We start from the raw sequence: 21,132 nt of genomic DNA on the forward strand, positions 1-21,132 counted from the left end.
TCACACCCGCCTTACCAGCACCTCTTCAACTTTATGGCCATCACCTTTTCTCAAAATCAAATCCGATCTGAATTTTGTCGGCAGGATATTTTCATACAGATTCGGACGGTTGACGCTCTCCCAAATGGAGGCGGCCATGGTATCCGCTTCTGCATCAGACAAATCCTTAAATTTATGAAAATAAGAAGCCGGATCCTGAAAAGCGGTTTCTCTTAAGAGGCGGAAACGCTCCAAATACCACGTGAAAATCCGGCTTTCTTCGGCATCCACATAGATCGAAAAATCAAAGAAATCCGATACAAAAATCCGCGGATCTTCCCTGTCGTCCTCTAAGGTCGGCGACTGCAGGACATTGATTCCTTCGATAATAACGATATCCGCACCTTCGACAACCTCGACGGCGCCCTCTTCCCTGTCATAGGTAAGATGGGAATATACGGGCGCCTCCACTCTCTCTTTCCCTGACTTTATATCGTTCAGAAATTCAAGCAGCGCTTTCACGTCGTAGCTTTCCGGGAATCCCTTTCTGGACAGAAGGTTTTTCCTTTTTAATTCCGCCGTCGGATACAAGAAACCGTCGGTTGTCACCAGGCTCACCTTCGGCCTGTCCGGCAGACGGGAAAGAAGCTTTTGCAAAATTCTCGCCGTCGTGCTTTTGCCGACGGCGACGCTGCCCGCGATTCCGATGATAAACGGGATTTTCGCTGAATGCGGATGTTTAAGAAACACATTGACATGCTGATTCCGTCTTGCGGCAGACGTGACATGAAGATGGAGCAGGCGCACAAGCGGAATGTAAATTGTTTCTACTTCTTCCACCGACAGGTAGTCATTCAGCCCCTCTACGGCCTTGGCTTCTTCCTCTGAAACGGCAATGGAAAGATGGCCGCCGAATCCGGCCCACGACTCGCGGCTGTGCTGCGTATACAATGTATGTAAGTTCAATTCTTTACTTTTCACAATTCACACCAATCTCTCTGTATGGCTTTCCGATAAAAAAACAAACGCTTACAAAGATTGTAACGGAAAACCGCTTCACTGTCTGCCCATTTTTTTCAAAAATGAGGAACCGATCCGGCTGTACTCTTCCATTTCCTCCTCCGGAACCATGCTTCCGCCGGTGCTCCACACAAGGTGCACGGCATTTTCCATCTCAAGCCCCCGCTCTTTTATATAACGGTTTCCGGCTTCGGTCTGGACGACCTTGACGGCTCCGGCCAGTCCGGCGAGTGCAGAGGGTTCAAGGCTCTTATTCTCGGCCGCCCTTAATTGATAAAGCAGCGAAAAAAGCGTGCCGTCATCGGCGGTATAACAGCCGCTGAGTATAGGTTCCATCAGAGGGCCGGCCAGTCCGGACGGCCTTCCCACCGCAAGTCCGTCGGCGGCCGTTTGATTATCAAGACCGATATCCTGCACGCTGATTCCGTCATGCAAGCCGGAAAACAGTCCTAACAGCATACACGGTGAATGCGTCGGCTCACCGAAAAAAATATGGACATGCTCGCCATAGATCAGCTTTAGCGCAAGCGCGACGCCGCCCGGGCCTCCTCCGACCCCGCATGGCAAATAAACGAAAAGCGGTTCATCTGCATCAGGCTTTATGTTCATTTGATCGAGCTGCTTTTTCACACGGCTTCCCGCAACGGCATACCCCAAAAACAGATCCCGGGAATGCTCATCATCAATAAAATAACAATAAGGGTCCTGCTTCGCCTGCATGCGCCCCTCTTTGACAGCCAGACTGTAGTCTGCTTCATATTCGATGACGCGAACCCCCTTTTCCCAGAGCAGCTCCTTTTTCCACTGCTTTGCGTCACTGGACATATGAACGGTCACACAAAAGCCGAGCTTCGCGCCGATTATGCCGATACTCAGACCTAAATTGCCCGTAGAGCCGACGGCTATAGAGTATTTTGAGAAAAAAGCGGTAAACCGTTCTTCAGTCAATATGCTGTAATCGTCGTCTGCTGAGAGCATTCCCGCTTTTACCGCGAGATCTTCGGCATGCTTCAGCACTTCGTAAATCCCGCCGCGCGCTTTAATGGAACCGGAAATCGGAAGTTCGTCGTCGCATTTCAAAAGCAGACGCCCGGGGAAAGCCTGAGCGGCGCTGTGTTCCAGACGCTTTTTCATTTCATTAACCAAGACAAGCGGAGATTCAATGAGGCCTCCCTCCGCTTCCGTCTCCGGAAAAGCCGACGCGATATAAGGCGCAAACCGGCGCAGCCTTTCTCCCGCTTCGGCAATCTCCTTTTTCCATTCAGCGCCATGCTTTACTGGATCATCGGTTTTATGCGGATTGATCCAAAATACTTCACGCGCCTCCGCCATTTGCCTGACTAGAGGCTCTGCCATCAATGCCTTGTGTATATCCCGGTCGGACATTCCTTTTTCCCCCTTGTTACTTTTTCTTTAATGCGCGGCCGGCCAGTTTTTCTGTAAACGATGGGAAAAGCTGATACAGCTTCGTCCCGAGGCTCATCCATCGCGGAAGATTCATTTCCCGTTTATCCGTCAGAATCACGGATGTAATGCGCTCTGCCACATGGTCGGCATCAAGCATCCATCTGCCGACGCTTTTCACATAACCGCCCTCTTTATCTGCAATTGTAAAGAAGTCTGTTTTGATCGGACCGGGATTAACCGTTGTCACAGCTACACCCGTACCGGCCAGCTCAAGCCGCAGCGCATTGGAATACCCTAACACGGCGTGCTTCGTTGCAGAATAAAGGCTTGATTTCGGCGTCGCCAATTTGCCGGCCTGTGAGGCGATATTGATAATATGGCCGCTTTTCGCATGAAGCATCACAGGAAGACAGGCCTTCGTACAGGCGATTAATCCGAAGACGTTGACTTCAAACATTGCCTTCATATCATCCAAAGATGAATCAGCGGCCGTTTCAAAAATGCCGAAGCCGGCGTTGTTGATTAATACGTCAACATGACCGATCAAACGCCTTACGTTTTCAGCCTCTTCTGCATACCGGACGTCAAACGGAACGACATCACACTGTCCGCCGCGCGCGGTAATCGTCTTTTTCACTTCCTGCAAGCGGTCCTCCCGCCTGGCGGATAAAAAAACATGAGCCCCTTCTGCCGCGCAAGAATATGCAAGCCGTTCTCCGAGTCCGCCGGATGCTCCGGTGATCCAAATCCGCTTATCCGTTAATCTGCTCATTTCCTTCACCCCTTCACAGCTTTAAACTTCAGAGTGTTCCCCGACTGAAAGGATACAGCCTTCCCTTCGGCGGCCAGCACGTCAAGATGGCCGATCGTTTCTGACATCGTTAAAAACAATTCATTTTCATACACAGCCGGAAACAGCCGCCGGCATACCTGGAAAGCCGTCAGTGTTTCCTCTGACAACAGGCGCAGCACATATTCCGACCGATTTCTCTGTTTTTCAAGCCGCCTGTCAAAAGCAGGCTTTACGTCTGTCAGCAGATCGCCGTGTCCCGGATATAAAAAGGACGGGTTTACGTCATACAGCCGCTTCATTGAGTTCAAGTAGTCGAGCATCGGGGCCGCGCGCACGCCCCCCTTTTCCGGAGCTTCCAGAATCGGATTGGTGGAGCTGTTGGACAAAAGCAGATCGCCGCTGAACATTTCACCGCTTTTTTCATGGTAGAGCGCAATGTGAGAAGCGGCATGACCCGGGATTTCGAGCACCGTCCAGCCGTTAAGCCCGTCAATTTTTCCGCCTTCCCTCACTGTTTTCGTTAACGGACGGTTTGCAGAAAATAAGTATGACAGCTTAACTGTTTTATGTATGTCTTCGGGCGTCAGAGGAACGCCCATTTCTGTCATAAGCGACAGAAAAAAATCCTCCTGCCGGGCGATATACGACTGGTCCTGAGTAATGTACCTGTCATTCAGCGAGTGCCCTATTACTTCCGCATCATCGGAAAAAAGGTGCAGCAGACCTGAATGATCTGCGTGATGATGAGTGAGCACCACCTGTTCTATATCCGCCGCAGAAACCCCGTGTTCCTTAAGCTGAAATGAGAGCGATTCAGCCGCTTCCTTTGTATTCGGGCCGCAATCAATAAGGGTTAGGGCTTCATCTTTTACTAAATAAACGATAACGTCGCCGACTGCAAACGGAGTCGGCACACGTATCGGAATGATCTTTCTCGCTGCCATGTTTACGCTCCTTCGTTCTTTTCATTCCTGAATAATCATATTTTAGCGTTTTCTTTTCACTGTGTCATTATTGCCGCATATCGGAAAAAAAGATTGACATCCCGCTCTTGCGCATAGCATAATGAACAACAAACTAGAAAACACGGAACGCGATGACGAGGAACTAGTATATAAACAACGGCAGCAGAGAGCAATGTCCCCGGCTGAAAGACATTGCGGCCCTCTTGTTTACAGAACCTGCCCTCAGAGCGGTTAGGAAAACCTAAACGTATCCCCTCGTTACGGGATTTGAGCTGAGCACGGCTGATTCGTGCTAATGTAAGGTGGTACCGCGAAACCTTTTCGTCCTTTTTGACGGGAAGGTTTTTTTGTGTTTTGAGAAGAAGGAGGATTTATATGAAGAAAATCGGTTTTATCGGGGCCGGATCAATGGCGGAAGCAATGGTGAACGGACTGCTGCAAAGCGGGATGACAGCCCCCGGACATATATATATGACAAACCGGTCAAATGACAGCCGGCTTGAAGAGCTCCAAAAAACGTACGGAGTGAAACCGTGCCGGGATAAAGAAGAGTTTTTCAGCAATACCGACATTATCGTTCTCGCCTTTAAACCGAAAGATGCGGCAGAAAGCATTGAGAACATTCGCGAATACGTGAAAGATCAGCTTGTGATTTCTGTCATCGCAGGGCTGACGATTCACACGATTCAGCAATATTTCGGCAGAAAGCTCACCATCATCCGGGCGATGCCGAATACATCCGCGGCCATTCAGCAATCGGCGACCGGTTTTTCCGCAAGCTCCGAGGCGAGTGAAGCTGAAATCCGGACGGCAAAAGAGCTTCTGGAAACAATCGGAGAAGCGACGCGCTTTGAAGAAAAACACCTTGACGCCGTCACAGCCATTGCCGGAAGCGGTCCCGCCTATGTGTACCGGTATGTCGAAGCAATGGAAAAGGCCGCCCTTCAAGCCGGCCTGCCGGAAGAAACGGCAAAAGAGCTGATTTTACAAACCATGGCCGGGGCGACGGAAATGCTCAGAACAAGCAGCAAACGGCCTGAACGCCTGCGCAAGGAAATCACAAGCCCGGGCGGCACGACTGAAGCAGGCCTTCGCGCATTAGAAGAGCGCCGCTTTGAAGAAGCCATCATGCACTGCATCGCAGAAACCGCAGCCCGGAGCGCCGAAATTAAAGAACAATTCGCAGGCTCCGTTCTGCAAAAGACGGACCAGTGATAAAGCATGGGGCTTCCCATGCTTTTTTCATTCTGTTTAACTGCCGTATAAGCGGCTGATTCTCTCTTTTACTTCAGGAAGATGGAATGTGGCTTCGTGCATGTTCACCTCTTCCTCAACCGCTTTTGTCAGCTCTCTTTTGATCCGTGCGGTCACATTGGTTTTCAGCGCAACCAGTGAGGCTCTCGGTTTATCCGCCAGCAGCCGGGCTAATTCGCGGCCTCTTTGAAGGACGTCTTTTTTCGGCAGCACTTCAAACGGAACTCCCCGTTTTTCCAGAGCGGCGCCGCTGAAATTCGCGGCCGTAAACAGCATTTCTTCCCCGAGGACAATTCCCAGTTTTTCAGGCACAATATACGTCGCGCCCATTCCCGGTGTAAATCCGTACTTCATATAATTACAAGAATAAAAACTCTCTCTGCTTAAAATCACGAAATCCGAGCTCAGACCGATCGTAAAGCCGGCTCCGATCGCATGCCCCTGCATGGCGGAAATCACAGGGATCCTGCAATCCAATAAAAGACTGTGAAGCTTTAAATCTGTAAATTGGAGCTTTCCGCTCTGAATGGTCAAAAGCCCCTCCTGCGTTCCTCCCGTGCAGAAATAATTTCCGTAACCCGTCAGAAGGACGGTTTTATAGGACGGATGGGCATTGATGTCTTGGAATACCCGGTGCAGCTCTCTGACAAACTCTTCTGACAGCCCGTTTTTCCCGGCCGTATCCTGCATTGTGACCTGCACAATGCCCGGTTCTGTTTCCTGTACATCAATCATTGGATTCATGTTTATTCTCCGTTTCTTTAAAAATACTCAAGCCTTTCCGGCTCTGAGTGTTTCTGATACTAGGTCGTCCATTCATACTTTCTGTGAAACTCTTTTATTTCAGTCAGCATCAATCGCGTTTTTCCTTGATGCGTATTCGGGATGTCTGCTGCGGGCGCGGCATTTCTTGTGCCGAATTTTACGATACCGCTGTCTTGGAGCAGCCGGTCATAATCAGCCATCGATAAACGGACGCGTTCATCCAAATGCCGGCTGATCTGAAATTGATTCTGCCGCGTACGGCTTTGCGGCAAAACGACACCGCTGTAAAATTCAGAGCAGCAGCCCGAACCGTATGAAAAACAGCCGACGCGTTTCGGCGTTTCAAAAGAGCCGTTATCAATCGTGCTGGCAAGAGATAAAAATACGGTGGCCCCCATGATGTTGCCGACGCGCTGACAGTATTGAATCCCAGGCAGCACGCGTTGCTGAAAATCCGCTTCAATGTCTTGCGGCTTAGCCTTTGCCAATTTTCTCATCATCGTCCGATGCGCTCCTTTTACCATTCCGCCAAACGGAGTATGAAAAGAAAGGTATTGAAATGTATTCTTATAATCCGCCCCGCTCACACGCTTTCTGTATTCCTGAAATGATTTTTCACAGCAGTCCAAATAAGACATGAGCGACAGATCAGCATCCCCCGCTTCACTATCCGGGATCGGGCGGCACGTATCCATGACTTCATACCCGTAATACCCGCTTGCGCCTTGATCAAGCAAAAAGACATGAGGGGTGCTGCTGACTAAAAGCGCCACAGCTCCCGCCCCCGCACTCGGTTCGGCATAGGACCATTCCTCCGTCAACGCGTCACCGCCTTCAGCCACTAAAAAGCGGGAAATATCCGTTCCGATGATGAGCGCTTTCGCTCCCGGCGATGTTTGCGATAAGATGAAATTCACGCCCATTTGAAACCCGGCCGTTAAAGAATAGCAAGCCTGTTTCACCTCAAATAACCGGCAATTCCGCTTCAGCTGCAAATAATCATGGACGTATGTACTGATGGATTTGCCAAAATCAATCCCGGATTCCGTACAGGTGATGACCATTTCAATCTGATTCCGTTCCTCTTCTGACAGAGAGTCGATAATTGGTTTTGCGGCATTTACGGCGAACGTAATCGGATCTTCAAACGGAAGCGCCACCACTTTTTCTTTCATCAGCAGGTTCTCAAACCTTTTTTTATCCAGGTTCCGATGTTCCGCAAGCTCCATGACGTCTACATACGCGGTTCCGCCAAACACGTTCATTGCTTCGATTCCTACATTCATTTCTCCAAGCCCCCAGAGTAAAGAGGCTTCCTGTGGAAGCCTCTTTTATTTTTTCGCTCAAAACTCAACAAGCAGCCTGTCAACGCCGTGAAATACAGGGCTCGGAACCAGATTCGGCTCTTGATCCTCAGTAAAACGCCATGCGGGCACCTGTTCAAAAAAGTGGGAAAGCGCGATTTTCGCTTCAAGCCGGGCCAGCGGCGCTCCTAAACAATAATGGCTGCCCTGACCGAATGACAGATGCTGATTCGGCTTTCGTCCCAAGTCAATTTGATCGGCATTTTCAAACTTCTTTTCATCTCTGTTCGCCGATCCAATCCACGCATACACTTTTTCTCCGGCCGGAATCGTTTTTCCGCCAATCTCGCTCTCAACCGCGGTGTAGCGGGTTACCCGCTGAATGGAAGGTCTGAGGCGGATGACTTCCTCAATAAAGTCAGGAAGGAGCGCCTTGTTTTCAAGCAGCCGGGGCAGAATGTGCGGGAACTCCTTGAGACTGAGAAATGAATTTCCGATCACATTTTCCGTCGTTACGTGCCCCGCGACGATCAACAAGCCGCAAAAACCGATTAATTGCTTGTCTGACAGCGGCTCTCCGTCTAAATCAGCTGAAATTAAATGGCTGATTAAATCATTTTGCGGCTGTTTTCTCCGCTGTAAAATAAACTGCATGAAGTATCCGATCATCTGCTTTTGCACTTCATTCATTTTCTTTTCATCTTTTACATTCTGGCTTTGGTCGACCCAGCTTTTAAAGATATCTCTGTCTTTCGGAGGAAATCCTAGAAGCTCTGCGATCACGATAATCGGAAGCGGAAATGCGTAATCTTCAATAATGTCCATCCTGTCTTTTGAACGGACGGTCTGAAGCAGGTCATCAGCGATAGCGGCTATACGCGGTGCAAGAGTCTCAACCGATTTCGGCATAAACGGCTGATTGACCAATTTTCTGAAGACGGTGTGTTCAGGCGGGTCCATTTTCAAAAGGCTGTCTTTGTTAATATGCCGAATCATTTTTTCCTGTTTGTCCGCACTTAAGTATTTATGATCGGAAGAAAAATGACTGTAGTCAGAAATCACCCGCTTCACTTCATCATAGGTGAAGATTTCCCAGCAATCTTCCTTTTCATTGTAATGAACGGGAGAGGTTTCTCTCATCGTTTGGTACCACTTGTACGGCTGCTGCTGTCTGATTTTTGTTAAACTGGTCATTTTCATTCCTCCAAGATGTGATCAAGATTTGAAATGACCCGCCGAAGCTTACGAGTAACCCGGCGGGCGGATATGTGAAATTAAGGTCTTGTTTTGGCGGGCTGCTTCAGCATCTCACCATGCACGTTCAGTATCTTTTCCTGCAGCTGCAGAAAGCTGTGTTCTGTCATTCCGTCTGCCGAATATAAAACGCCGCAAAATTCAGAAATCGTTTCGGCTGCGCTGTCTTCAGCCAATAACGTCATATGGTTGGATACCGCCACATCCATGATGGCGATGTTTGTCATATGCTCTTCCCACTGGCTCCAATAGTTGACGAAATCAGCAGATAAAATATCAGCCCTGATTGTAAAATACGGATCAAGCTCACCCAAGAAAATACCGTTTTTATTTCGGAAATAATAGCATGTCACCCCGTTCGGATCCGGAAGCAGCAGGAGTTCGTAATCAGTGATTTCGTAAGCGTCCTGAACATTTATATTCTGCCTGATCAGATTTTTCACCAACGCGTCCGTCTTCGTTAACCCCCGCTGTTTGGCTTTTGCGATTAATTGCTCTAAAAATATGTCTTCATGAAGATCGGCATTCAGTTCATCACGATGAATCAAGGTTTCAGAAATGCGTTCCGGATGTTGATAGATTGGTGCAAATAAAGCCATGTTCACCGTCTGCAGCATCATATTTTTATCAAATAATTCATCAGGAATGTTTATTTCCCGCGCACCCGCTGAGTCAAAGGAGTCGAGCATGACGATTGACTCAACGGTTTCTCCAGCCAGCTGCAATTGCCGGGTGACTTCATAAGCGAGCATGCCCCCTAATGAATAGCCGCCTACATCGTAAGGACCCCGGGGCTGCACGGTACGTATGAGCTTAACGTAATATTCGGCCATGTTTTTAATGCCGCGGATCGGTTCCCGGTCTGTCATCCACCCTCTTGCCTGAATTCCGTAAAAAGGACGCCCGGTCCGTTCGGCAACAGGCTGGTACAGCTCTACTGCCCCCAGCGCGGAATGAAACCAGAAAATCGGTCTTCCCTTTCCACCCGGGTTAAGACAGATCAGCTCGGGCGGATCTTGATCATCTGTCTCTTCTGATATATCGTTTTGTTTCGTATGTTCCCCATGTACTTCCTCGGTGTCTTTTTGGACAGAACCGGTCAGATACCCGGCTAATGTTGCGATTGTCGGATATTCATAGACCAGATTTGCCGTAATAGACGCTTGATAGGTTTTATTAATGGACTGAACCCATTCCACACCGATAATAGAATCCAGCCCCATCTCAATGAATGCCTCATGCTCATCAATATCTTCCGGCTTCAGAAACAGGATGTCCGCAAGGCTTTCTTTGAGCTCTTTGCGCAAAGTGCCGTCAGAGATGCCGGCAAGGGGAGTTTCTGCTTCCGGGATTTGCGGACGTACCGCTGTTTCCTCCGCTTCAGCATACTCGGGTTTCTTTATTTGTCCCGCTATATATTCCGCAAGCTCTTCAAGCGTCGGGTGTTCATACACCTTATTGGCAGTAATCTCAGTGTGGTACGTTTTATTTACTGATTGTATCCATTCAACCCCGATAATGGAGTCAAGCCCCATGTCGATGAAAGGCTCATCAGCATCAATATCTTCCGGTGACAAAAATAAAATATCTGCCAGGCTTATCCTCAATTCTTCAAGCAATGTTCTATTGTCTTCGGAAACGGCTTTTTCTGGCTGCTGGACAGAAACAGTACAATCCAAAGGCTGTAACACGATCGGTTTTTGCAATGTCTCCGGTTCAAACGCTGTCATTTCGATCTCAGTTAAAGGACTCAGAGAAATCAGCCCTTCATGTTCAGGCGGCGAAGACGGGAGAACGGTTTGCGTTTCAGACTTTTTCATGGTCTGTCCTGGTAAAGAACTGTTTACATCAGCCGCCCAATACCTTTCTTTTAAAAACGGGTAGGCAGGCAGCGGCGTTTTATAATATTGTCCTCCGTCAAAAAGCCGTGTAAATGGAAGATCACACCCTCTGCAAAAAAGGTCAGCGATATGTGCCAGGTTTTCTCTGTACTGTGCGGGCGAAGCCGCCGAGCGGCACTGTTCAATGCATTCCATTCCGAATGTTTTCATTCCGGCTTCTTCTGCCGGCTTCTGATCCTTCAAATTGGACACAAACACACCCGGAAGCTCTCTTTTTACAAGCCACTCCGATAATACCCGCTTCAGTTCGTCCGCACTGCTGACGATACAGGCAAACCGGTGATGTAAATGCTTTCTGCCGAGCAGGAGCGTATAACTTATATTTCCCAGATCGCTGTCTTTGTTCTTGCTGAGTGAATCCAGCAGGCGTTCTGCCTGAATTTCCAGCTGACGCTCCGTCCGCGCAGATAAAGGAATGAGGCAGGCTGGTTTTGCCGGCGACCGGCGCACGGTTTGCGGCGCCTCTTCAATCACAAGATGGGCATTTGTTCCGCTGAATCCGAATGAACTGATGGCGGCTCTGCGCGGTGCATCCGGATTCCGTTCCCACGGTATCAGCTTTTCATTCACAAAAAACGGGCTGTCCGCAAATTGAATATGCTGATTGGCTTGATGAAAATGCAGGGAAGCCGGAATCTGCCGATGCTTCAGCGACAGCAGGATTTTAAACAGTCCGGCCATCCCCGCGGCCGCAGCGGCATGTCCGAGATTGGTTTTCACAGAGCCGATGGCGCAATATCCTTTTTTATCCGTATAGCGGCGGAAAGCGCGCGTTAAGGCGCCGAATTCGATCGGGTCGCCCAGTGCAGTGCCCGTTCCGTGAGCTTCCACCATTTGAATGGTTTCCGGATCAATGTGAAAAGTATCATAGACATGACGTTCCAATCGTTCTTGAGAAAGCGCGCTTGGAGCGGTGATTCCGTTTGTAGCGCCGTCCTGATTCATTGCAGATCCTTTTATGACGCCGTACACATGATCTCCGTCACTAACGGCGTCGCTAAGACGTTTCAGCACCACCGCTCCCACGCCTTCACCAGGCACGAACCCGTCCGCGCTTTGATCAAACGTATGGCAGCGTCCGGTCGGTGACAGCATATTCGCCTTATTTGACGACTGATAAAAAGCGGGAGTGGATTGAATGAAAACCCCGCCCGCCACCGCCATTTCCGTTTCTTTCGTCCAGAGCCCCTGACATGCCAAATGAATGGCTGTCAGCGAACTGGAACATGCCGTATCAACAGTGATCGCCGGACCTTGTAAATTAAGGTGATAGGCGATCCTTGCCGGAGTGACGGAATTATGATTGCCCCAAAACGCCTGCGCGGGCCCCTGCTGTTTAAAAATGGCCTGGTAATCTCCGCCGCAGGAGCCGGCATACACGCCGCATTCCCGGCCTTTTACCGAGTCTCCCGCATATCCCGCATCTTCAAGCGCTTTCCATGATTCTTCCAAAAACAGCCTCTGCTGAGGGTCCATATAGGTCGCTTCACGTCCCGATATATGAAAGAAAACGGGGTCAAAACATTCAATGTCCTCTATAAAACTGCCATACTGGCATTGGCTGTCAGAGATATCCCATCTGTCTGCTTTTTTAATCAGATCCCGTCCGGCGGCTAAGTGTTCCCAAAACTCATGGAGATTCTCCGATTCAGCAAACCGCCCGCTCATCCCGATAATCGCGATCGGTTCTTTTTCAGGTAACACAGCTGCTGATTTTACTGTATCGGCCGGATCCTTTTGTTCGGGGCGGTACGTCATTTGATACGGCTCAGAAACGCTGATGACGATTTTCCCGATATTTCCGCGGTCATCCAGACAGTGATACGCTTCTTTTATGTCTTCAAAGGAAAAGATTTTTGAGATGACAGGCTGAATGACTCCCTCTTCCGCCAGCCGCTGCAGTTCCAATTGATAGTCCTTGACCTGATCCGGATTTTGAAGGGACAGCTTCCGCAAATCCACGCTGTGAAACGATTGATTGTTATGAAGGACGGACAAGTCGACTGATTTAGCGGATTTCAGCGCAGTCATGGCAATTTCGATATATCTTCCGCCCGGCGCCAGGCAATTCATTCCTTTTTGCAAGGCATCACCGGCCAGGGTATTAATGACAACATCCACCCCCCGGCCGCCGGTCATTCGCATGATTTCCGTTTCAAAATCTTCTTCTAAATAGCAAATGGTATTGCGAACCCCGAGCGAATGCAAATACTCAATTTTTTTCTGTGATCCGGCCGTGGCATATATTTCCGCGCCGATATGCCGGGCCATTTGCACCGCGATCAGCCCCGTTCCTCCCGTCGCGGTCTGAATTAATATTTTTTCGCCTTTTTTAAGTCCGGCTTTCCGGAAGGCGTCTATCATTGTCACCGCCACGGTGGGAAGAGCGCATGCTTCTTCAAAGGTCAGCCGGGCCGGTTTATGATAGACTTGATGTTCTTTACATGTGATGAGATTTGCCTGAGATCCAAATTCCTCTCCCATGCCGACAATCACTTCATCACCTGGAATGACGGATGTTACATGCCTCCCTGTCTTGATCACGACGCCGCTTGCTTCAAATCCCGGTGTGAACGGATAAGGCGGCATCGTCGGGTACAGCCCTCTGACACAAAGCAAGTCTCCGAAGTTTAAAGAAAAGGCGCGGACGGCTATTTGAACCTCGTCATCTTTTGTCTCGGGCACTTCACTGCGGGCAATCGTCAGATCTTCAATGCCGCCCGGACGGTCAATCACAACCCGGAACATTCCCGAGTCATCGGACTTTGCGAAAGAAGGCGGCATACGTTCTTGTTTCGGTTTCTGATAACCGTTTTCCTTTCTTTCCGTCTGCAGAGGTTTTTCAGCAGGCCGTTCTTCCTGAAGCGCCGGGCGGATTTTCGCTCTTTCGGCCTTCAGAGACGAGGCTATGATGGTTTCGTATTCTTCCGAGATATAACCGGTCAGCAGTTTCACATGATAGTAATCAAATAAAATCGTTGTCTGCAGTGTAAGATTCAATCGCTTATTAATCTCGTTAATCACATTGACGGCCAGAATGGAATCAATGCCGTATTCAGAGAAATTCAGTTCTTCCTGAATATCCTCTTCTTTCATTTTTAATACATCGGCAATACTTGTTTTGATGACTGAGCGGACATGGGAAGCGACCGATTCCCCATCAGCCTTAACAGCTTGATGCTCCTCTGGCGCGCGGCTGCGGGAAGCAGGCTGCGCGGGCTTTCGGAAAACTTCGGCCGGGGCGGCGTATGGCTTTCTGCCGTCTCTGATCCCTTGCATCCGGACGAGTCCGTCACTCTCAGCTGCGATAATCTGCTGGCCTAAATCATGAGCCGTTTCAGCAGGGAAACAAACCGCTCTGTATCCTTCCGAATGCAGCACACGCTCCCACGATTTTGGATATAAGCCGGGACTTCCCGGAATCCGAAGCTCAGCATCCTCATAGGACCACCAGCCGTCAAGCAGCCCGAAGGTTAAATGGGTAAAAACAGAACGATCGCTGATTTCGTTTATCAAAATCATCCCGTTGTATTTCAGGAGCGCTTTCAGGCGGCGCAGTGTCAAACCGATATTTTTTGTGGCGTGAAGCACATTGGCGGCGATGACAATATCGTAAACACCCGTTTTGATATTTTGTGATTCGCAAGGCTCCTCCGCATTAAACAAGGCTGTTGTCAAATACGGCACATCAGGTCCGTATTCCTGTTCGGCATGCATTAAAAAAGCTTTAGAAACGTCCGTATAACAATATTCCGCAATCTGTTTTGCAAATGGTTTCAGTTTTGTAAACAGCATGGCGCTCGTTCCGCCCGTCCCGGCCCCTACTTCTATCAGCCTGATACGGGCATCGGGGTGTTCTGTAAGATAGGCTTTCAGGTAAGCGGCCGCGGAATCTGCTAACACTTCATTAAAATAATCCGCGACGGGATTATGCTTATAAACACCTTCAACGAGCCGCATTGATGAATCGGGAAATACGATATCCGTAGCCGGACGTTCTCCTTTTAAAATGGAAGGCATCGCTTTTATCGTCGCCTCGGCCAATTCAGCTTGCGCCTGCTCCCCATTGGGAAGCAGGCGTTTATGGGCATTCCACTCATTCCAGACTGTGCGGCCGTCCGGGCGCTGATCCGTGAGAAGAGTGATCGTGTATCCGTCATACGCGATATATCCGTTTTCTTTTAATAGATTCAAGCTTTCTTCCAGCCATCTGCCGTATGTGCCGATCACGCCGGCGCTCCGCATGGATGCTGCAGGTGTGGTGACAGGCTCGCTGAAAAACCCGATTGACTGTAATTGGTAAAAGAGCAGTTTGCAAAGAAGGCTGTTCATATGCGCAACTCCATTTCTCGTTTTAAAGTCTCAAGCCGTTCATTCCGATCCGGATTTTGCCGCTTGACGCTTTCCATAAATGAAGGCTTCGGGCCGGATACAACCGATATTGCATCTTGATCCGTCAGCGCGGCTAAGCCGTGCGGAGCAGCTTTGATGAATGCCGCTTGGCTGAACGGTTCTGATAGTAAGACTTCCAGCGCCTCCATTGCTTCATCGGGTTCAATAGAACCGATCCCTGACGCCTCCATCCGTTTTCTGTAAGACGGGTCTGATACAACACCCAGACTGCCCCAATATCCCCAATTCATGACTTTCACTTCACAATCAAGCAAGGAAGCGATATGGCGGGCAAAGGCGTCTTGAAATGTACACCCTGCCGCATAGTTGCTTTGCCCGGCATTTTTTGTGAAAGAATTAACGGATGAGAAAAACAGCACAAAATCAAGCGGTTCTCCCTTAAAAGCTTCGATCATTCGGACGCTCGTATTCACCTTAGCTGAATAAGCGTTTCTGAAAGAAGCTTCATCCATATTCGCCATACTTTTGTCGGCAAGCGTTATCGCGGAATGGATGACTCCCGTTATATTGCCGTATTGCTCTCTTACGGAACGGACGGCCGCTTTAAGCGCTGCGGCATCTTGAGCATCAGCCTGTATATAATGCGGCGCGGGGCCTGATAGCGCCAGCCTGTCTATTTTGCTCTGAATCTCCTGATCCTTCGGCCGCCTGCCGATCCATATCATCCGTGCCTTGTAACGGGTGATCATGTATTTGCTCCATGCTTCTCCGATGCCGCCCGCTCCGCCGATGACAGCATAAACGCCGCCTTCTCTGTACGACATACGCGGAGCGGAACTTGTCAGCACCCGGACTGTTTTTTGCTTGTGCCAAGCTCCGTTACGGTACGCGGCAGCATTTCCGTCCGGATCTGGAGGAAGGCACCAGATGTTTTTCATCTCAGACGAATCACTGCCTTCTTCTGCATCAATCAGCCTGATGTCCCAGTTCGGATATTCTTTTGCCAATGAACCGATCAAACCGTGTACGCCTGCATGCTCAGGCTGCGGCAGATCACCCGGATACACGGACTGTGTCTGCCGGGTCACCGCCGTAAAGCTGATGTTTCGGTTTCCATACCCGAGTGACAGCAGCGCTTTGATGAAACGGAAACATTGAATCACCCCATTCTCCTGCTCATCAAGCATTTCCTGACTGACGGATGCGGGTGCGAAACGATCCGGCGCAATCCATAAGAAATGGCGGATATCCTGATACCCGGCTGTCAATTCACGGAATGTTTGCTCGCTTGAATGATCCGGCGTCTCCGCCAGATGGGCGCGGGGCCACATTTTTGCCGCAGCCTTTATTGTATTTCCCGGCTTTCCGATGATCAGCATTTGTTCTTGATCAACCGCTCGATTTTCTTCCAGAGAAAAGAAAGTTTTGTCCCAAACAGGGGCAAGCATCGCCGTCTGAACTTCCTGCCGTTTGCTTTCGGTTTGGTTTGTCTGCCGGACAGCCCGGCAGGAAAATCCTGTTAATCTCATACAAACAGCGCCGTTTTCATCACATAAATCAATATCCAGCGTCAGCGCTCCGTTATCTGACCGATCGCTCTGTTTGCGGACAAGCGCCCACATCGTTTTCTGAGTCGGCTGAAATATTTCTGCCTGCCTCAGGGAAAACGGCAGCATCGGAGTGTCTCCGGCAGTATCTGAACCGGCACCCAGTGACGCCTGAAACGCGGCATCTAAAAGACTCGGATGGATGTTAAACTGATCGGCGGTACTGTCTGCCGTTTCCGGCAGCGACAGCCGGGCTGCAGCACCCCTCTCTCCGATCATCAGCTGATCAATTCCTTGATGGCTCGGCCCGTATATCATACCCGCATGCCGGAAAGCCTGATAAACCTCATCAGACGTCATAACCGATTGGCTGCAGCCGGACAGCCAGCCCTCTAAGTGAACTGACGGAACCGCTGCTATCTCTCCTGATACCGCGGTGCCTTTACTGTATATAATCCGTTCTCCCCCGGGTTCTTCCGATAGGCTGTAAATTGTAAAATCAATGTCTTCATTTCCCTTAAGGATAAGGCTGATATGGACTTCTACATCCGTCCCCTTATGAACGACAGGCCTCATCCATATGAGATCTTTCAAATACAGTCCTTTACGTCCGTCCGGCACAGCGTATGCGGCACGCTCAACGGCCGCCCTGGCCATTTCGATCACAGCGGCTCCCGGGAGCACCTTCTCCCCATTGACTGTGTGGTCAGTGAAAAAGAATTCCCGTCCGGTAAAAACAGAGGTGAATTTCAGCTCCCACAGATCGGATGTGTTTTCATGAAGCAGCGGATGGATCACCGTTTTGCCGTCATTCCGTTTTGAAACCGCCTCGGCTTCATCTTGAATCCAGCATCTGACCTTTGCAAACGGATAGGCGGGAAGGCTGATTCTCCGGGGTTTTTGTCCCGAATATAACAAGTTCCAGTCCACATCGACTCCCTGCACCCACATGTTCAGCAAATGACCGTACTTTCTCTTTTTCAGCCATTTGACCATGGCTTCCTGCAAATCTTCATCAGATTCAAACACAGCCACTGTCTCATGATTTCGCTTCGCCCGCCCCCTGTAAAGATGCGGTGCGTTTTCATTTTCCAAGTACGATCTGAGCTTGTCCTCCAGCTCCTTAAGAGAGTCCGCAATGAAAGCCAGCCGCTCATCCATCGCTTCCCGCCCCGCTTGTAAAGTGTATGCGACATCAAATAAGTCCGGCTTATCCGTATGCTTCTTTTGAAGTAAAGCAAGAAGGCGCTCCGTGTATTCTGTCAGACGCTCCCCATTTTTCGCAGACAGCAGAATGACAGCCGGCTCTTGGCTGCTGATTGCTTGTTTGACAGGAGCCTCATATTCTTCAATAATGATATGCGCGTTAGAACCGCCCGCACCAAAGCTGCTGATCCCCGCCCTGAGCGGCTGTTCTGCTCCGTCTGCTGCAATCCGTTTCCAATCTGTTAATTCCCGGCAGACGGAAAACGGTCCTTCATCAAATTGGATATTCGGATTTAAAACATCTGCATGCAGAGATGGGGCGATTTGTTTGTGCTTCATCTGCAGCAGCACTTTTGTGACAGCGGCGATGCCTGCTGCAGATTCCCCGTGTCCGATATTTGATTTGACAGACCCGATGAGACATGTTTCAGGAACATCACCGAATGCATCGGTTAAAGCCCGGATTTCAATCGGATCGCCTAATTTCGTCCCTGTCCCGTGCGCTTCCACATAGCTGATCTGGCCCGGAGATACCCCCGCCTCCTGTAAAGCTTGAGAAATGACTTCGCTTTGCGCCTTGGGGTTCGGTACGGTGTAACCGCTCGCTCTCCCGCCATGATTAATGGCAGCTCCTTTAATGACGCCGTAAATCCGATCTCCGTCTTGTACGGCGTCTTCTAAACGTTTAAGAAGCAGCACCCCGACCCCTTCTGCCGGAATATAGCCGTCACCCCCGGCGCCGAAACTCCCGCAGTGTCCTTTAGATGAGATGAACTGCCCCTGGCTCAGCATGAAGTACTTGTTAGGATGAACGGTGAGATTCACTCCGCCGGCAAGCGCCGCGCGAATCCGATGATCCCGCAGATCTCGGCACGCCATGTACAATGAAGTCAGCGAACCCGAACACATCGTATCGACCGAAATGCTCGGCCCTTGAAAATCACAAAAATAGGAGACACGGTTAGCAATGGATGAAATCCCGCCGGGGAGCCCGATATGCCGTCCTTTCACTCCCGCTTCAGCCGCGAATAGCGGGTATTCCTGATACATGACACCGGCATACACACCTACCTGACGGCCAAGTTCAGGTGATGTCCTCGTATATCCCGCATCCTCCATGGCCATCCACGCATGCATTAAAAACAGCCGTTCCTGAGGATCAAGGTGTTCCGCTTCACGGGGGGAAATCTTAAAGAACTCAGGATCAAAATCGGCGATCCCGTCAATGAATCCGCCCCATTTGCTGTAGATCGCTCCCGGCGCCGTCCGGTCCTCGGAAAAGTAATGTTCCCATTTCCAGCGGTCTTTCGGAATTTCGGTAATACAATCCTTTCCTTGTTTGAGATTTTCCCAAAACGCATTGATATCATCGGCCTGCGGATACTTGCCGGAAATCCCGACAATGGCAATATCCAGCGGTTTTCCTTTCGTTTTCGGACGGTTTTGATTCCCGGACGGGACAAAAGACGCATTTTCAAGCCGATTTGGCTGAAGCACTTCTTTCACAGACGCGTTTTTCAATTCCGCCAGCTGTTCCCCGGTATGACTGAGGACTGCGGCATCAAATGAGAGAAACCCGTCTTTTTTATGTTTGATTGTATTCACCACATAGACGGTATCAGACATGACTGGTCCGTAAAGCGTCAGCCTCTCAATCATGAGCGGGACGTGAATCCGCTTTTTCAGCTGCAATTCTTCTTCACCGAGCGACATATAACAAGAATTCAATATAAGCGGGTCAAATGCAAAGTGACGCAGATCGCCTTTTTCTTTTTTTCCTGATAAGTCCAGCTGCAATAAAAAGGAGCTCTCACTCATTTTGTATCCCGCCGTTACCGTTTTCAGCATCGGGCCTATCGTGAAGCCGGCAACCGAATCGTACAGACGGGAAATAACATCCGGTGCTACCTTTTGTGCATGCGCCTTCATTTGTTCAACGTCATACGATTTTTTTACGGGTGCCTCTATACCTCTGCTTATTTCTCCTTCGGCACACGTCTTCCGGCTTTCTTTACCGGAGACAGTGCAGCTTGCGGTAAAGCGTTCGGCACTCTTTTCTGCCGCAAATGAAATGTCAATCTGTGCGGCCTCTCCCGGCTCCAGCGTGACGGGCCCGCCCGTAAAGCGGATATCTTTCAGCTCGGCGGGATACGTGCCGGAATGAGACGCTCCGGATGCTTCAAGCACCAGACACGGATACACTACACCCATCAGTGCCGGTTTGCCGAAAACCAGATGATCCTTAAGGAATGCTTCATGTTCATAGAAAGTAAATGTCTGACTGACTGATTGCGTTTCAGAGACCGGTGCTGCATCCGCGACAAGGCCGGAAGATTCACCTGTTCCTTTTGTTTTTATGTCTTCAAGCAGTTCGGATATGCTGCTGCACTCAAATAAAAGAGTCGGATTCAGCCGCAGATCAAACGCCCCTTCGATGTCTTTAATAATGGCCAGAAGCTGTGACGATTCAAGGCCTAATTCAAAAAATACGGTGTGCGCATCATTTCTTGTGACAGGACGGCCTACGTATGTTGAGAAAATGCGGTATAAGGTTTCCTCCATCTGCTGAACGCCTGGTATCAGCTGCCGGTCTGTCCGCACCTTTTTGGCTGTCAGGCCGAGCAGTGAAGCAATATGCGCACCGCTGAGGCTGTAAAAGTCAATATCCATTTTCACCATTTCAGAAGGCGTGCCGGATTTTTTCAAAATCACCGCGTAACAGCGCTCCGTAACGGTTTCAGCGGCACTAAACGAATCATAATAAATCGGTAAAAACAAACCGGCGCCTGCAGCTGTCTGCAATACGCCGGAGGCCATGGCGGCACCGTCCATCAGCGCGGGATGAAAGAGAGCGCCGGGGAGATTTTCCTGGCATGAATCAGACTGCCGAATATCAAGGAAACATTCCTCTTCATTTGCATAGATCTCTCCCTCCGGCTTCATCAGCCCGTCATGCGACAGTCCGCGGCTTCTCGCGCCTTCGTAAACCGTATGCAAGGAGACTGATGGAAGCGCAACTTGTTTTTTCTCTTCCGCGTCAAGGCGCTTATCTGATGAGAAAACCCCTTCATGCACCTCCGCTGATAAGAAAACCGTCCCGGAATCCGCCCTGCAAATCGAGGCTGTCCAGAACTCCTTTTCTTTGCTGAATATGACACTCACATCAAGCCGCTCTGACCGTTTCACTGATAAAGGATGATAAATGGTCACCCGTTTCAGACAGATGGAACGGAATGAAAGATCAAGGCTTTGCTTTGCCAGCTGATACAGCATATCAATATAGGCCAGACCGGGCATGACAGATTCTCCGTGAACAAGATGGTTTTTCATAATGGGATGTTCTGCCGTCAGGCGCAGATTCACTGTTTTTTTCATGGTTCGTCC

General features: G+C 49.8%; 10 protein-coding genes. 1 reads left to right on the forward strand and 9 read right to left on the reverse strand.

Features of this window, described 5'->3' with window-relative positions; translation table 11 throughout:
* From coaA to NQS30_RS04370, 4 genes are all read right to left on the reverse strand, one after another.
* Positions 1–960 (reverse strand): type I pantothenate kinase, encoded by a 960-nt coding sequence (coaA, locus tag NQS30_RS04355; protein ID WP_003153290.1) that lies wholly within the window; start codon positions 958–960, stop codon positions 1–3.
* A gap of 75 nt (positions 961–1,035) precedes the next feature.
* Positions 1,036–2,385, reverse strand: coding sequence for a D-serine ammonia-lyase (dsdA, locus tag NQS30_RS04360; RefSeq protein ID WP_124692860.1), 1,350 nt, complete (start codon positions 2,383–2,385; stop codon positions 1,036–1,038).
* Between the two features lie 16 nt (positions 2,386–2,401).
* Positions 2,402–3,178 carry an SDR family NAD(P)-dependent oxidoreductase gene (locus tag NQS30_RS04365; RefSeq protein WP_015240149.1) on the reverse strand — a complete coding sequence of 259 codons (777 nt, stop codon included), beginning with the start codon at positions 3,176–3,178 and terminating at the stop codon, positions 2,402–2,404.
* Positions 3,179–3,183: 5 nt separating this feature from the next.
* Positions 3,184–4,143: an MBL fold metallo-hydrolase gene (locus tag NQS30_RS04370; protein ID WP_069007651.1), complete on the reverse strand. Its 960-nt coding sequence runs from the start codon at positions 4,141–4,143 to the stop codon at positions 3,184–3,186.
* A gap of 396 nt (positions 4,144–4,539) precedes the next feature.
* On the opposite strand from NQS30_RS04370, the gene proC reads away from it, so the two are divergent.
* Positions 4,540–5,379 carry a pyrroline-5-carboxylate reductase gene (gene proC / locus NQS30_RS04375; protein WP_012117916.1) on the forward strand — a complete coding sequence of 280 codons (840 nt, stop codon included), beginning with the start codon at positions 4,540–4,542 and terminating at the stop codon, positions 5,377–5,379.
* A gap of 36 nt (positions 5,380–5,415) precedes the next feature.
* On the opposite strand, the gene NQS30_RS04380 is transcribed toward proC, so the two are convergent.
* From NQS30_RS04380 to NQS30_RS04400, 5 genes are all read right to left on the reverse strand, one after another.
* Positions 5,416–6,162 (reverse strand): polyketide synthase, encoded by a 747-nt coding sequence (locus NQS30_RS04380; RefSeq protein ID WP_015240152.1) that lies wholly within the window; start codon positions 6,160–6,162, stop codon positions 5,416–5,418.
* Positions 6,163–6,221: 59 nt separating this feature from the next.
* Complete coding sequence (locus NQS30_RS04385) at positions 6,222–7,469, reverse strand: hydroxymethylglutaryl-CoA synthase family protein (RefSeq protein ID WP_124692859.1); 1,248 nt, start codon at positions 7,467–7,469, stop codon at positions 6,222–6,224.
* A gap of 57 nt (positions 7,470–7,526) precedes the next feature.
* Positions 7,527–8,681 (reverse strand): cytochrome P450, encoded by a 1,155-nt coding sequence (locus NQS30_RS04390; RefSeq protein WP_015240154.1) that lies wholly within the window; start codon positions 8,679–8,681, stop codon positions 7,527–7,529.
* Between the two features lie 80 nt (positions 8,682–8,761).
* Positions 8,762–14,974 (reverse strand): beta-ketoacyl synthase N-terminal-like domain-containing protein, encoded by a 6,213-nt coding sequence (locus NQS30_RS04395; RefSeq protein ID WP_218791285.1) that lies wholly within the window; start codon positions 14,972–14,974, stop codon positions 8,762–8,764.
* Positions 14,971–21,123 (reverse strand): type I polyketide synthase, encoded by a 6,153-nt coding sequence (locus NQS30_RS04400; RefSeq protein ID WP_218791286.1) that lies wholly within the window; start codon positions 21,121–21,123, stop codon positions 14,971–14,973. Before NQS30_RS04400 ends, NQS30_RS04395 begins: the two co-directional genes overlap by 4 nt.
* Positions 21,124–21,132: the final 9 nt, after the last annotated feature.

The sequence above is a fragment of the Bacillus sp. B1(2022) genome, from assembly GCF_040259625.1.
In the GTDB taxonomy this organism is placed as follows: Bacteria; Bacillota; Bacilli; order Bacillales; family Bacillaceae; genus Bacillus; species Bacillus velezensis.

Excerpts from the sequence above, each read along its gene's own strand:
- NQS30_RS04400 (WP_218791286.1), bottom strand. The coding sequence starts at position 21,123 with ATGAAAAAAACAGTGAATCTGCGCCTGACGGCAGAACATCCCATTATG.
- NQS30_RS04395 (WP_218791285.1), bottom strand. The coding sequence starts at position 14,974 with ATGAACAGCCTTCTTTGCAAACTGCTCTTTTACCAATTACAGTCAATC.
- dsdA (WP_124692860.1), bottom strand. The coding sequence starts at position 2,385 with ATGTCCGACCGGGATATACACAAGGCATTGATGGCAGAGCCTCTAGTC.
- proC (WP_012117916.1), top strand. The coding sequence starts at position 4,540 with ATGAAGAAAATCGGTTTTATCGGGGCCGGATCAATGGCGGAAGCAATG.
- NQS30_RS04380 (WP_015240152.1), bottom strand. The coding sequence starts at position 6,162 with ATGAATCCAATGATTGATGTACAGGAAACAGAACCGGGCATTGTGCAG.
- NQS30_RS04370 (WP_069007651.1), bottom strand. The coding sequence starts at position 4,143 with ATGGCAGCGAGAAAGATCATTCCGATACGTGTGCCGACTCCGTTTGCA.
- NQS30_RS04385 (WP_124692859.1), bottom strand. The coding sequence starts at position 7,469 with ATGAATGTAGGAATCGAAGCAATGAACGTGTTTGGCGGAACCGCGTAT.
- NQS30_RS04365 (WP_015240149.1), bottom strand. The coding sequence starts at position 3,178 with ATGAGCAGATTAACGGATAAGCGGATTTGGATCACCGGAGCATCCGGC.
- NQS30_RS04390 (WP_015240154.1), bottom strand. The coding sequence starts at position 8,681 with ATGACCAGTTTAACAAAAATCAGACAGCAGCAGCCGTACAAGTGGTAC.